At 55.5% G+C, this 14,250-nt stretch carries 13 protein-coding genes; 9 read left to right on the top strand and 4 right to left on the bottom strand.

What is annotated here, in order from left to right; all coding sequences use genetic code 11:
* Positions 1–474: a DoxX family protein gene (locus tag EGT74_RS25065; protein ID WP_123849360.1), complete on the bottom strand. Its 474-nt coding sequence runs from the start codon at positions 472–474 to the stop codon at positions 1–3.
* Positions 475–578: 104 nt separating this feature from the next.
* Here EGT74_RS25065 and EGT74_RS25070 point away from each other — a divergent pair, with 104 nt between their 5' ends.
* The 4 genes from EGT74_RS25070 to EGT74_RS25085 all read left to right on the top strand — a co-directional run bounded on the left by EGT74_RS25070 (position 579) and on the right by EGT74_RS25085 (position 8,298).
* Complete coding sequence (locus tag EGT74_RS25070; protein WP_123849361.1) at positions 579–1,793, top strand: sialidase family protein; 1,215 nt, start codon at positions 579–581, stop codon at positions 1,791–1,793.
* Complete coding sequence (locus tag EGT74_RS25075) at positions 1,790–2,722, top strand: dihydrodipicolinate synthase family protein (protein WP_123849362.1); 933 nt, start codon at positions 1,790–1,792, stop codon at positions 2,720–2,722. The genes EGT74_RS25070 and EGT74_RS25075 overlap by 4 nt, the downstream gene beginning before the upstream one ends.
* Positions 2,723–3,027: 305 nt before the next feature.
* Entirely contained in the window at positions 3,028–6,285 is a 3,258-nt protein-coding gene (locus EGT74_RS25080) for a SusC/RagA family TonB-linked outer membrane protein (RefSeq protein ID WP_220392966.1), read from the top strand.
* A gap of 21 nt (positions 6,286–6,306) precedes the next feature.
* Positions 6,307–8,298 carry a RagB/SusD family nutrient uptake outer membrane protein gene (locus tag EGT74_RS25085; protein WP_123849363.1) on the top strand — a complete coding sequence of 664 codons (1,992 nt, stop codon included), beginning with the start codon at positions 6,307–6,309 and terminating at the stop codon, positions 8,296–8,298.
* Positions 8,299–8,484: 186 nt separating this feature from the next.
* Here the strand turns inward: EGT74_RS25085 and EGT74_RS25090 are convergent, their stop codons facing one another.
* A complete protein-coding gene (locus EGT74_RS25090; protein WP_220392967.1) occupies positions 8,485–9,078 on the bottom strand; it encodes a GNAT family N-acetyltransferase in 594 nt (197 codons plus the stop codon).
* A gap of 179 nt (positions 9,079–9,257) precedes the next feature.
* On the opposite strand from EGT74_RS25090, the gene EGT74_RS25095 reads away from it, so the two are divergent.
* From EGT74_RS25095 to EGT74_RS25105, 3 genes are all read left to right on the top strand, one after another.
* Complete coding sequence (locus EGT74_RS25095) at positions 9,258–9,689, top strand: SRPBCC family protein (RefSeq protein ID WP_123849365.1); 432 nt, start codon at positions 9,258–9,260, stop codon at positions 9,687–9,689.
* A 58-nt stretch (positions 9,690–9,747) separates the two neighbouring features.
* Positions 9,748–10,479 (top strand): GNAT family N-acetyltransferase, encoded by a 732-nt coding sequence (locus EGT74_RS25100; protein WP_123849366.1) that lies wholly within the window; start codon positions 9,748–9,750, stop codon positions 10,477–10,479.
* A 75-nt stretch (positions 10,480–10,554) separates the two neighbouring features.
* Positions 10,555–10,980, top strand: a complete 426-nt coding sequence (locus tag EGT74_RS25105) for an SRPBCC family protein (RefSeq protein ID WP_123849367.1) — start codon at positions 10,555–10,557, stop codon at positions 10,978–10,980.
* Between the two features lie 4 nt (positions 10,981–10,984).
* On the opposite strand, the gene EGT74_RS25110 is transcribed toward EGT74_RS25105, so the two are convergent.
* Positions 10,985–11,773, bottom strand: a complete 789-nt coding sequence (locus EGT74_RS25110; protein WP_123849368.1) for a phytanoyl-CoA dioxygenase family protein — start codon at positions 11,771–11,773, stop codon at positions 10,985–10,987.
* A 77-nt stretch (positions 11,774–11,850) separates the two neighbouring features.
* On the opposite strand from EGT74_RS25110, the gene EGT74_RS25115 reads away from it, so the two are divergent.
* Both EGT74_RS25115 and EGT74_RS25120 read left to right on the top strand, forming a co-directional pair.
* Positions 11,851–12,663 (top strand): helix-turn-helix transcriptional regulator, encoded by an 813-nt coding sequence (locus EGT74_RS25115; protein ID WP_123849369.1) that lies wholly within the window; start codon positions 11,851–11,853, stop codon positions 12,661–12,663.
* Positions 12,664–12,750: 87 nt separating this feature from the next.
* Entirely contained in the window at positions 12,751–13,242 is a 492-nt protein-coding gene (locus tag EGT74_RS25120; protein WP_123849370.1) for an anthrone oxygenase family protein, read from the top strand.
* 107 nt (positions 13,243–13,349) lie between these two features.
* Here EGT74_RS25120 and EGT74_RS25125 read toward each other — a convergent pair whose 3' ends face one another.
* Positions 13,350–14,198, bottom strand: coding sequence for an SDR family oxidoreductase (locus EGT74_RS25125; RefSeq protein ID WP_123849371.1), 849 nt, complete (start codon positions 14,196–14,198; stop codon positions 13,350–13,352).
* Positions 14,199–14,250: the final 52 nt, after the last annotated feature.

The following is a 14,250-nucleotide window of genomic DNA, read 5'->3' on the forward strand; positions in this document are numbered from 1 at the left end:
CTAATTCGCCTGCGACGTGCGGTTGGCCCGCAGGCCGAAGAACCACACCCACCCGATCAGCACCAGCTGCAGGGGAACCCGCAGCCACAGATAGCCCGGGCCTTTGCCGCCCGTAGTGGCGTTTTGATAGTCGATATGGTGCAGCGCCGCGTAAATATTGGCCGGCAATACCAGTACAAAAAAGATGATCAGCAAAATAGCGGCCCAGCGGCGGTAACGCTGGAACAATAATCCAATTCCGCCCGCAATTTCCAGCAGGCCGGTGAGGATGATCAGCTCCCGTTTGAAAGGCACTGCCTCCGGCAGCATCATCTGCATGCCCTCTAGGTACACGAAATGCCCCATGGCCGTAAAACAGAGCATCACACACATGGCGATGCACCCGCTCAGCCAGGGATTCCAGACTTTCGTAATCGCTTTCAGCGCCAGCAGCGCGATGCCGAATGCCGTCAATAATACCAGCAACACAATCATACACCGATAATTTCCTTAAAAATACCGCATAATTTGGCAATGTGATTTGACTATCCTATTTTTAATATGTAGAACATATCCACAATAACCAAAATCCACGTATCATGAAAAGTTGCATTGTTCTCTCCGCATGGTTCCTGCACATTGCCTGCAGCAAACCTGCCCAGCCTTCCGAAACAGGCGTCCCCGAAACGAAAAGCGCCACCAGTGTACAGGCGGCGGCCGCACCGAACCACACGAGCATGTTGCTCTTCAACGGCGGCAACGAAAGCATTTATCATTCTTTCCGCATTCCTTCCATCGTCAAAACCAAAAACGGCACCCTCATCGCGTTTGCGGAAGGCAGGCGATGGAGCCCGAGCGACTGGGGCGACATCAACGTGGTGTTCAAACGCTCCACCAACAATGGCTCCACCTGGTCGGCCCTCGGCGAAGTGGTGGGCAGCGGCAACGGCACCTGGGGAAATCCCACGGCGGTGTACGACTGGAACTACGGCACCAACGGCCGGGTATGGGTGTTCATGTCGTGGAACGATGCCAATAAACAGGCCTGGAGCGATATTACGGCCTGGGGCGACCGGCGGGTGTTTTCGTCTTACAGCGACGATCACGGCGCTACCTGGTCTGTTCCGCAGGACATGAGCAACACATTGCTGCCGCCCAATTACACCTGGGACGCCATGGGCCCCGGCATCGGCATACAGACGGTGGTGAACACACCGGGCCGCCTCATCATCCCGGCGTTCGGCCGTAATATCTACAGCGACGATCACGGGCAAACCTGGCAGTACCAGCTCATTCCCGGCGGTACCGACGAAGGCACCATCGTGGAGCTGATGAACGGCAGCCTGCTGCGCAACGACCGGCCGGGCACCACGCTGTGGAACGCCGCCAAGCGCCGCCGCAAATCGGTGGGCACCATCGCGGGCGGATTTGCCGCATGGACGGTCGACAATACACTCAACGATCCCAAATGCGAAGGCTCGATGATCCGGTACAACACCGACACGCCGCACCGCATCATCTTCCTCAATCCCAATACGACCGACAAACGTTGCAATATGACCGTGCGCATCAGTTACGACGACGGCGCCACCTGGGCCAAAAGCAGGCCCATCTACGACTGGAACACCTGCGACTATGCGTCCATCACCGTCGCCAAAGGCGGGTATTCCAGCATGATCAAAACATCGGATTATCACGTAGGCGCACTGATCGAAATCAATGAAGACGTACATGCGAGCAGCACCAGCAACAAATCGATCGAGTTTCACAAATTCAACCTTCCCTGGATATTAAACGGCACAACAGAACCATGATTCCATTACAAAGTCATCAGATTCGCGGCAACTGGGCAACCTTGTTATTGCCCGTAGATGCAGACGACAGCATCAGCCTGAGCAGGCTGGGCGACGAAATAGACCAGCTCATTGCCATGAAAGTTGACGGGATTTATTCCAACGGCACTGCCGGAGAATTTTACAATCAGACCGAAAACGAATTCGACGCGGTCAACAGCCTGCTGGCCGCCAAATGCAATCGCGCCGGCATGCCTTTCCAGGTAGGCTGCAGCCACATGAGCCCGCAGCTCTCGCTGGAGCGGCTGAAAAGAAGCCTGGCCTGGCAGCCTTCGGCGATACAGGTGATACTGCCCGACTGGTTTCCGCCATCGATGGAAGAGGTCATCGTATTCCTCCGCAAAATGGAGGAGGCGGCTGTAGGCACACCGCTCGTACTTTACAATCCGCCCCACGCCAAAAAACGGCTGACGCCCGCGGATTTCAAAACCATCCGCGAAGCGGGCATCCACCTGGCCGGATGTAAAGTGCCCGGCGGCGACGCAGCCTGGTACCGCGACATGCTGGGACAAAACCCTGAGCTGTCGGTTTTCATTCCCGGCCACCATCTCGCCACCGGCGTAAAGGCCGGCGCGCACGGCGCGTATTCCAACGTAGCCTGCCTGCACCCGGCCGTAGCGCAGCAATGGTACGACAGCATGCACACCGCCATGGACGCCGCGCTTGAACTGGAAACACGCATCCAGCGGTTCATGACGGAGCACATCGTGCCGTACATCACGCAGCAGGGTTATTCCAACCAGGCGGTCGACAAGCTGCTGGCTGCGGTTGGCGGCTGGGCGGATGTGGGCACGCGGTTGCGCTGGCCGTACCGGTGGATCGCGGAGGAAGAAGTGAGCGGCGTGCGGGAGGCAGCGAAGCGGCTGGTGCCGGAGTTTTTTGAATACTGAACGGAAACATAACAAATGAAAAAAGCCACGTGACCAACGTGGCTTTTTTCATCATAATATTATCCATTTTTATAACCGTTTTATCCATTTCACAAACCCCCTCCCCACAATAAATTTATACCCACTGAACGCAGATAACAACCGCAGGCTGAGAGTGCACGCGGTTGTTCGTGAGTTGTATAGATAAGCTGTTACCATTATTATAATCGGGTTTATTCCACCAGTTATGTTTCACCAGGGAAGTGCCACCGGCATGTTCCGTCGCGTCTTCAATCCACGTATATCATCACTTAAACTACAAAACAATGATCGTTCTTTTGCATGGCAGAACCTCCGGATGCAACGCCGCTGTTGTGCCCCGTGCCCCTCTGCGGGCCGTCCTCCAGCGTATGGCCAGGCTGTTCCTGGTTGTGCTTTTCCTCGCCTCCGCGGGCACCGCTGCCGCCCAGGAGGAAACCCTCCGGGGCAAAGTCACCGACGAAACAGGGCAGCCGCTGCCCGGCGTTACCGTGGTGGTCAAAGGCACCAGTCATGGCGCGGTAACGAATGCGGAGGGCGTATACCAGCTGAAAGTACCGGAAGGGGCGAAAACGCTGCTCTTTAAATTCCTCGGTATGCAGGAGCAGGAAATCAACGTCAACAAAAGAACCGTGATAGACGTAGTAATGGCTGCCTCCGCGCAGAACCTCGAAGCGGCTGTTGTGGTAGGCTACGGCACACAGAAAAAAACAAACCTTACGGGCGCGGTGTCCACTATCAGTGCAAAAGCGCTGGAAACAAGGCCGGTCGCCAACGTGGCGCAGGCATTGCAGGGTGTATCGCCCGGCCTGAATATCACGCAAAGCGGCGCACTGGCGGGCAGTATGGAAAACCGTCCCAGCATCAATATCCGCGGGGTGGGCACCATCGGGCAGGGCTCCAGTGCGGCGCCACTGATCCTGATAGACGGGATGGAAGGGGATATCAACGCCATCAGCCCGCAGGATATCGATAACATCTCGGTACTGAAAGATGCGGCGGCGTCCTCCATTTACGGCTCGCGCGCGCCGTTCGGGGTTATCCTCATCACCACCAGACAAGGCAAGGCGGGCAAAACGATATTGAACGCAGCCGCCAATTACCGCTCCTCCCGCCCGGTATTGCTCCCCAGAATGCTCGACTCCTATACCTTCGCTACTTACTTCAACGACGCCAGCGTGAACTCGGGACAGGGCGTTTATTTTACGCCCGCGCGCATGCAGCGCATCCGGGATTATATGGACGGGAAAATCAAGACCACGATCATTCCCAGGCCGGGCCAGCCGAACCTCTGGGCCGACGGCTATTATGAAGGCAACGATAACATCGACTGGTACAAGGCGCTCTATAAAAGCCAGTCGCCCGCCCAGGAATATTCCCTGAGCGCCAGCGGCGGAAAAGAAAACATCACCTATTTCCTCTCCGGTAATTACCTCGACGAAATCGGCTTCATGCGTTTCGGCGGCGACAAATTCAAACGCTACAACATCACGGCAAGGATCAACGCGAAACTCACCGATTGGGCGTCGCTCACGTTCATTCAGCGTTTCAGCCGCGAGGAGTTCGAACGGCCCAGTACCATGACCAACAGCCTTAACCAGCTGATCGGTACGCAGGGCTGGCCGATGCTGCCGCTGTACGACAACAACGGATTCCTCTACGATTCGCCCTCGCCGGCACTGGGCCTCCAGGAAGGCGGCCGCGGCGCGAAACAATACGACGCCAATTCGCAGCAGCTGAAACTCACCATCGAGCCGCTGGCAGGGTGGAAGATCTTTGCGGACCTGAACTACAGCGTGAACAACCAGTTTTACCACTGGGACATCCAGCAGCTGTCCAATCACGATGTAGCGGGCAATCCTTACGTGTACAAATCCGGCTCGCACGTACATGAAGAAGCGGGCCGCACCAACTACCTCAACACCAATGTGTATACAGAATACACACGGCAGTTGGGTTCACATAACTTCAAAGTACTGGCCGGCATGCAAACGGAAGAGACAAAAACCAGATGGTTCATGGCGCAGCGCGACGGTCTCATCGTACCGATGTTGCCCGTGCTGGACCTGACTTCCGGCAACGACGCCACCGGCAAACCCGTGCCGCCCAGCGTTGGCGGCAACAACCAGAAGTGGGCTACACAGGGCTACTTCGGCCGCCTGAACTACGATTACAAAGGAAAATACCTGCTGGAAGCAAACCTGCGGTACGACGGCTCTTCCCGCTTCCGCTCGGATATGCGCTGGCTGTATTCGCCTTCGGTATCGGCAGGGTGGAACCTCGACAAGGAAGCATTCTGGCTGCCACTGGAAAAATATGTGAACCTGTTTAAAATACGCGGCTCGGTGGGCGAACTGGGTAACCAGAATACGACGGACTGGTACCCCACCTATGTAACGATGCCCACAGGCAATTCGAACGGCGTCTGGCTGGTGAACGGCGGACGGCCCAATACGGCTTCCGCCCCGGGCCTGATCAGCTCCAACCTTTCCTGGGAAAAAATACGCACCTGGAACGTGGGAGTGGATGCGGCTTTCCTGGGCAACAGGCTCACCGTTACTGCTGAATATTACAACCGTCTTACCCTGAACATGATCGGACCCGCGCCTGAATTGCCGGTGATACTGGGCACTGATGTGCCGCGCGCGAACAACACGGATCTTGTTACCAAAGGATGGGAGCTGGAAATGAACTGGAGAGACCAGCTGAAAAACGGGCTGGGTTACAACCTGCGCCTCACACTGTCTGACGCGAAAACAAAAATCACCCGGTATCCCAATCCCACCCGCAGCCTGAGCACCTACATCGCCGGGCATATGATGGGAGAGATCTGGGGATACCAGACGATCGGCATCGCCAAAACACAACAGCAGATGGACGATCACCTGAAGTCATTACCCGGTGGCGGCCAGAACGCGCTCGGCAATAACTGGAAAGCGGGCGACCTGATGTTCGCGGACGTGAACGGCGATGGCAAAATTTCCAACGGCGCCAACACGGAAACCGATCACGGCGATCTGGTGCTGATCGGCAACAACTCCCCGCGGTACCTGATTGGTGCGGAAGTGGGGGCAGACTGGAAGGGCGTCGATTTCAGGGCGTTTTTCCAGGGTGTGCTGAAACGCGATTATTTCCAGAACAGCTATTATTTCTGGGGCGCATCTTCCAGTATTTACGCCTCCGTAGGCCTGAAAGAACATGCGGATTATTTCCGCGACGATCCCAATCATCCGCTGGGCCTGAACCTCGACGGCTATTATCCCCGCCCGCTGATCAGCACGAAAAACCAGGTGGCGCAAACGCGGTATCTGCAAAATGCGGCGTACCTGCGGTTGAAGAACCTCCAGGTGGGATACACGCTGCCGGCTGCCATCACACGCAGAATAGGCATACAAAAACTGCGGGCGTATGTGTCTGGCGAGAACCTCTTCACCATCACCAAAATGTCGACCATGTTCGACCCGGAAACGGTGGATGGCGGGTATGGCGGGAATGTGTATCCTTTGTTTAAAGTATACGCCGCGGGCCTGAATGTAACTTTTTAACCCTGTCTCAATTCTGAAAAAATGAAAACACGCAACATATTCATCGCAGCCGGACTGGTGGTGCTGCTGGGCGCCTGTAACAAAAACATGCTGGAGGTGCCGCCGCCGTCGAAAGTGACGCCGGACAATTACCTCGTGGAAGAATCACAGCTGGCGGCGTATGCCATCAAACAATACGAAGGCCTGCCGATATTCGGGACATTCGACGGCGACGCACATACCGACGTGGGGGCCAGAAGGGCGTACGACGCCAAATACACGCCGGGGCAATGGCGTGTGGCGCAATCGGGTGGCGCATGGTCTTTCACCGGTATCTTCCAGTGCAACTATTTCCTGGAAACCGTGCTGCCCCGCCTCGCCGCCGGCACCATCACCGGTAATGCGGGCAACATCAAACACTATATCGGCGAAATGTATTACCTCCGGGCCTGGGCTTATTTCGATAAACTGCAATCGCTCGGCGATTTCCCGATCGTAAAAACCACGCTGAAAGATGATAAACAAATGCTGACCGAAGCCAGCAAACGTGCGCCGCAAACTGAAGTGGCCCGCTTCATCTTATCGGACCTCGATTCGGCCATTTTGCTGATGGGCGCCACCGCGCCCACGGGCGGGAAAAACCGGTTATCGAAAAGCTGCGCACAGTTGCTGAAATCGAGGGTGGCGCTGTATGAAGGCACTTTCCTGAAATATTTCAAAGGCACGGCTTTCGTGCCCAACGGCCCCGACTGGCCGGGCAAAACAAAAGACTACAATGCTTCGTATGCTTTCCAGTCGGGCAGCATCGAAGGAGAGATCGATTTTTTTCTGACACAGGCGATGGATGCGGCTAAAGCGGTGGCGGACGCTGTGCCGCTGGTAACGAACTCGATGGTGTTGCGGAAAGAAACGACGAATGAAGACTTTGCGGTGGCCAGCGAGGCCAATCCTTATTGCCGGATGTTCAGCGCAACGGATTTGTCCGGCTTCAGCGAGGTGTTGCTGTGGCGCGATTATGACCTGGGACTGGGGGTGAGCAACGGCATTCCGAACACCATCCAGGCGGCGCACGGATGGGGATTCACGCGCGGGTACGTAGACCGTTTCCTCATGGCGAACGGCCTGCCGATTTATGCGCCCGGCTCCGGCTACGCGGGCGACGATTCCATCCAGCTCGTGCGGCAGAACCGTGACGGCCGCCTCTGGCTGTTCCTGGCGCAACCGGGCCAGATCAACATCCTGAAACCTTCGTCGCTGGGCACGCATGCCACGCCGATTGTAACATATCCCGACATCCTGAACCTGATCGGCAACCACGATAACGTGACCGGCTATATGAGCCGGAAAGGCAACGTGTACGACGGCGCCCAGCTCGGCAACGGGCGCGGCGACGTGGGCAGCATTGCGCTGCGGGGAACGGAAGCCTACTTCAACTACATGGAAGCCAGCTATGAAAAAACCGGAACGGTAGACGGTACCGCGAAAGCTTACTGGGAAGCCATCCGGAAACGGGCGGGCATCGATCCCGATTTCCAGAAAACCATTGCGGCCACCGATCTCGCCAAAGAAGCGGCGAACGACTGGGGGGTGTATTCCGCCGGAGTGATGGTCGATAAAACACTGTACAACATCCGCCGCGAACGGAGCTGCGAACTGATGGGAGAGGGCCTGCGGAATATGGACCTGAAACGTTGGCGCGCGCTCGACCAGATGAGCGCCACGCCGTACCATGTGGAAGGCTTCAAATTATGGGGGCCTATCAAAAACTGGTATAAGGCTTCCACGCTTACCTATAACATCGGCGACAGAAGCACCGTATCGGACCCGGCCCTGAGCCCATACCTGCGCATCTACCAGAAAACCCCGACGGTACTGGCGTTTACGGGGTACCGGTGGACGATGGCGCATTATTTCAGTCCCATCGCGATGCAGCATTTCCTGATTACTTCGGAGAACAACGATGTGAAGACGTCGCCCATTTACCAGAACCCCGGATGGCCGGTGGAAGCGAACAAACCACCGCTGGGATTTTGACGGAATGTTTTATATAACCAAAGGGCCTCCTGTTTTTTGCAGAAGGCCCTTTGGTATTGATGTAATGATTTAATGCATGCACATCGGAGCGTATCGTATGTGCCGGCGATTGAAGGAGAAGACGGACAGTTCCCGTCGTCGTTACATTTCAGGATGATGCGCGCACATGTAGCCGTAGCCGGGGCATCACCGCAGTTTCCCTGCCAGCATTTCCTTCACATGCCCGTTCCACTCATCTTTGAGGATGCTGAGCACGATGCTGTCGCGACGGCCGCCGCTTACACGCGGCATGTGACTGCGTAAAATTCCTTCCACCGTACAACCAATGCTTTTCATGGCGGCGATACTTTTTTCGTTGGTACTGTCTGCGCGGAATTCCACTCTTTCCACACCTAACGTTTCAAAGGCGAATTGAAGCAGCAGGTATTTGCAGTGTTTATTCAGGCCGGTTCCCTGGAACTGTTTACCATACCAGGTGTAACCCAACTGCAGTGTCTGGTGGGTGGGCTGGATATCGTAAAAGCGCGTGGACCCTGCATATGCCTGTTGTTTTTTGTCGAACACGATAAACGGGTATTCCCTGCCGGCCCTGCGTGCGTCAACCGCCTGTTCGATGTAGGTGGCCAGGTTTTCTTCGCCGGCGGCCGTTGCGAGGGAATGCTTCCATAGCTCCGGTTCATGAAGGGAGAAGGGAAGCAGATGCGGTAAGTCCGCTGCCGTCAGTGGCCGCAGCAGTACGGCATCATTTTCGAGTGTGATATCGGCTGAAAGTTGTTGCATGGCGGATATTTTTTGCATACGCAAGATACGATGAAATTACGGGGCGGCAGTTCCCGTTGACCATTTGACGAACCCCAATGGCCATTTAACTGACTCTGTACCAATGATCTATGCTGAACGTAATGTTTTCCTTGAAAAATTAATTTTTCGGTGTAATTTCATGTCAAAATCAGGTAACCATGTTTCACATCGAACAACTCCAATTCATCAATGCCCCCGCCGCCAAAGTGTATGAAGCCCTGACCACGCAGGAAGGGCTGGGCGCGGTCTGGACCAACAAACTGATCGTGCGCCCGGGATTGGGTGCGGTGAACGAATTCGACTTCAATGACAACTACGCCACCAAAATGGAAGTAGCAGAACTGGAAGAAAACAAACACATCCTGTGGAAATGTATATCCGACGCAGATCCCGAGTGGGGCGGCACCTCCGTGCTGTTTGATCTGTCGGAGAAGAACGGCGTGACCACGGTGGATTTCAGGCACCTCAACTGGCGGGAAGTGTCGCGCTGCTACCGCAGCTGCAATTACAACTGGGCGATGTTCCTCTTCAGCCTCAAATCTTATGTGGAAGACGGGCAGGGCCTGAACTTCCAGCAGCGGAAATGGTAACGGGTTCATCCGTTGAATTCCCGGCGGGAATCGGTAAATTCGGACATAAATCCCCGTTATGGACATCAGCATCCGCCGCGCCGCCCCGGACGATATCCGGGCATTCCGCACGTTATTTCTCCATGAGCTGAACCGGCAATTCATCTGCAATAAATGCCACGATTACGGCTGGGCAGACAGCTACCTGTTCACGGTAGCCGGGGAGCCTGCGGGCTACGGCGCCGTTTGGGGCACCGACCGGCGGGAAGACCGGGATACGATTTTCGAATTTTACCTGCTGCCGCCCTACCGGCGCCTGGTGCATGAAATATTCCTGGCGTTCCGTGCGCAGTGCGGCGCCGTTTACGTAGAGGCGCAAAGCAACGATGCGCTCCTCTCGCTGATGCTCTTTTCGCACACCGCCAATATCCGCGCGGAGGCCATCCTGTTCGAAGATGATGTAACTACCGGTTTGCAGCAGCCGGATGTGACTTTTCGGGAAGTTACTTCTGCCGACGAATCCGCCGGCGACAATGAATACCTGCTGGAGCAGGAGGGCCGGATAGTGGCGACCGGCGGACTGATGCTGAATTACAACTACCCGTACGCAGACATCTACATGGATGTGAAAGAACCTTTCCGCGGCAACGGATACGGCAGTTATATCGTGCAGGAATTGAAACGGGAAGCCTATGCCCGCCAGCGGGTGCCTGCGGCGCGCTGCAACATCAGCAACCGTATCTCGCAGCGCACGTTGGAGAGAGCCGGGTTGAAAATCTGTGGTTACCGGTTGAAAGGAGATGCGGTATAAAGAATATTTTGTGTAACCAGATGGTTTCTTTTATATTTGTAACCAAACGGTTTCTTAATACCCAAATCATTGAACATGGAAACAGCACCATTTACGATTGAAAGAACTTTTCAGGCGCCGGTGGAGAAAGTCTGGCAGGCCATTACAGACAAAGACCAGATGCGCGAATGGTATTTCGACCTCGCGGAGTTCCGGCCGGAGGTCGGGTTTGAATTCCAGTTTTACGGCGGCAGCGAGGAGCAGCAGTACCTGCACAAATGCAAGGTGCTGGCGGCGGAAGTGAACAGGAAACTGGCTTACAGCTGGGTGTACGAAAACTATCCGGGTTATTCGGTGGTGACCTTTGAGTTGTTCCCCGAAGGGAAAACCACCCGTCTGAAACTGACGCACGAAGGGCTCGACAGTTTCCCCCAAGACAACAAAGACTTTGCGAAGAACAGCTTCGTGCAGGGCTGGACGGAAATTATCGGTACTTCGCTCAAAAATCACCTCGATAAATAGCGTTTCATGGATGTATGCCCAATCCTAAACGGATGGCTTGTTCCACAGGATTGTACGCACCATTTTTTCCTTCGATGATAAAGTCCTTTCTGGCCACCAGCGGCGGCTGCGCGAGGAAGCGCGGACGGCTGCCGTGATGCGGCTGTGCGGCATGCACCAGGAAGGGATGGCAGAGATAAACCGTGCCGGCTTCACCCGTGGCGGATACCTCCGGGCGGTGCGCCGAAACATCCAGCATGCCCGCAAGTTCCATAAAACCCAGGCCTGCCTCACCGTATGGCTGCAGCAACCGGGCGATGTCGAGATGCGACCCTGCGCGGATGCGCGTGGGCGCGTCGGCGGCTTCCACATCGGAAAAAAGGAACAGCATCAGTAAAGCCCTCATTTTCGAATACACGTTAACGCGGTATGCAAAAAAATCAGCGGGGTCATCTCCGGGGAAACTCGCGTCTACATGCCAGCCGTCATCGCCCGGGTTTTCGGCGCTGGGGAACCGTACCGGGAAGGTCCCGAGGTCGCCCCGCGGGTACCAGTTGCCTTCGCCTGCCAGCTGGTCGAATGCATTGCGAAGCAGCGGTGTGTTCACGGCCTGCCGGAACGGCTCCTGTCCGTAATAGCCCAGCCTGACGACCGGCTGCGTCCATGTGGCGGGATTGGCAGGGTCGCAGCCCGTTTCTTTCCATAAGATGGCCTGCGCTTCCATGGCTGTTTCGCGGGGGAAGGCATGATCTATCCGTGTATAACCGTCGCGGATAAACTGTTGTACCTGTATATCGGTGAGATGGGTTTGCATGGCATTGATTTCCGTTGCGTTAAAATCCGTTATTTACCGGTATTTTCCAAGTATATTTGCCATACTAAACCCGCAAAATGGAGTTCAGGCAAATACCGCCGCCAGACGCACTGAAAAACCACATCCGCTACTTCTGGGTACTGGAGGGCGCAGGCGCGGACATTCCTTCCAAATCTTTCAGAACCATGGCCGACGGTTGCCCCGGCCTGATCTTCCAGCATCCCGACCTCGGCGTGATGTACCAGAACAACAAGGCATTGCCCGGCATTTTTGTATACGGTCCGGCTACGAAGTATGCGGAGATACGCCTGGCCGGCGCTTTCAGCACCATCGGCATTTTCTTTTATCCCAACGCGCTGCCTGCGATTTTCGGGCTGAACGCCGGGGAACTGACCGATACCTGCATGGACCTGGACCTGCTGGCGCAGAAGGAAGGATTCCCCCTGGCCGAGCGTCTTTCCGCCGCACCCTCCGCGCAGGATCGCATGGCCATCCTCTGCACGTTCCTCATGCAGCAAATCCGGGAAAACAGCCGTTTTGAAGATGCCGCCATCCAGCATGCCCTCAGTCATATCATCCAGTCGAAAGGCAGCGTGCCCATGAAGCAGCTGCAGGAACAGCTGCAGTTATCCGAAAGGAGCTTCGAGCGGAAATTCAAACAATACGTGGGCGTTTCTCCCAAACTGTTCGCCCGTATCAGCCGCTTCCAGGCCTCCCTGAGCCAGCTGCGGAACAACGACTTCTGCAAATTGTCCGACCTGGCCTTCGATAACGATTACGCCGATCAGTCTCATTTTATCCGTTCATTCCGGGAGTTTGCCGGTTTTTCCCCGCATCAGCTCCGCAAGCAGTCGGTAGAATTGCTTGAAAACTTCACCGAACTGAAGTAACCCCAATGCCTGTCGGGTTTGTTCTATTTTGACAGGCGTAGTGTGGGTACATTTGTCGTGTTTAATAACCATTCATTTGACCGCTATATGTTCGTAAATCTTGTTTTAGCACTCACCTCCGTGGCCTCTGCATTGATGGCCGGCCTTTTTTATGCGTATTCCTGCTCTGTGAGCCCCGGTCTCGGCCGCCTGAGCGATGCGGAGTATATCCGCTCCATGCAGCACATCAACCGCGCCATCCTGAACCCGGTGTTCTATGTGGGGTTCATGGGAACGTTGTTATTATTGCCCCTCAGCACTTACCTGCATTACGGGCAGCCGCTCACCGTACGTTTCTGGTGCCTTGCCGCGGCCACACTGGTGTATGCAGTAGGGGTGTTCGGTGTAACGGTGGCTGTGAATGTACCGCTGAACGAAGCGCTGGACGCTTTCAATACCCAATCCGCTTCCCTTTCCGAAATCGCAGCGCGCAGGGCAGGATTTGAAGCGCGCTGGAACAGTTTCAATACGGTGCGCACGGTGTCTGCCATTGCAGCTACGGCGCTGGTGGCGATCGGGTGTATTTATCGCGAGGCTTAACGATTGTTTTAAAATGAAGCGGCGCTTCCGGTGGGGAAGCGCCGCTTTTTTGTTCACTGGTACCAGGTCTGTTACAGCATTTGTTTTCAGGTTATTCCGCTTAGCGGTTACAAACTTCTCACATAGTCTTTCAACACCACCCTTTTCCGTTGCAGCAGTCCTTCCAGTGCGCCGTCTACATGTGCGAATTCTCCTGCTTTTACGCTGTCTGCCATGCTGATGTAGAAATCCACTGCAATAGGCGGCATTTCCAGTTTGACCAGTTCGTCGCGGAAAGCGCTGGCGGGGATGTCGGTGTAGCTGGCGGGTAAACCTTTTTCGGATGCCAGCAGCGTGGCGATGTCGCTGAAAGAGTACGCACCGGTACCGGTGATGTCGTATGCTGCGTTGGCGTGTTTTTCACCGGCTGCCAGCACATTGGCAAGCGCTTCGGCGATGTCGGTACGGGCAACGAAGCTGACCTTGCCTTCGCCGGCAGGGTAGAAGATCTGCCCGTCTTCCATCGCGCTGCCGATAAACTGGGGAATGGTTTCCATGTACATGCTGTTGCGGAAAAACGTATAGGTGATGCCGGATGCCCGGATGGCGTTTTCCGTGTGCTGATTGGTCTGCGAACCGAAGAAGATAGGCTGGCTGCCGGGGTTGACGGTGCTGGTGTACACGATGTGTTGCACGCCCGCTCCACTGGCGGCATCCACCACGTTTTTCTCCTGTTGCGTGGCATGGTCGCCGTAGCTGGCGGACGAGATCTGCAGCAGCGTTTTTACACCGCTCAGCGCATCGCGCAGCGAGGCGGCATCGTCGTAGTCGGCTACCCGTACCTGTATGCCGGGAAAATCTTTCATTTTTTCAGGATCCCTTACCACGGCGATGATGTTGGCAGGGTCGATCTTGTTGATCAGAAATCCGATGGTGGCTTTGCCTAAGTGGCCGCTGGCTCCGGTAATGGCTATCATGGTATTTTTTTTTAACAAAATTAGGAGGAGGGGAACGGGGAAAATAGAACAA

Source organism: Chitinophaga lutea, assembly GCF_003813775.1.
Lineage (GTDB): Bacteria > Bacteroidota > Bacteroidia > Chitinophagales > Chitinophagaceae > Chitinophaga > Chitinophaga lutea.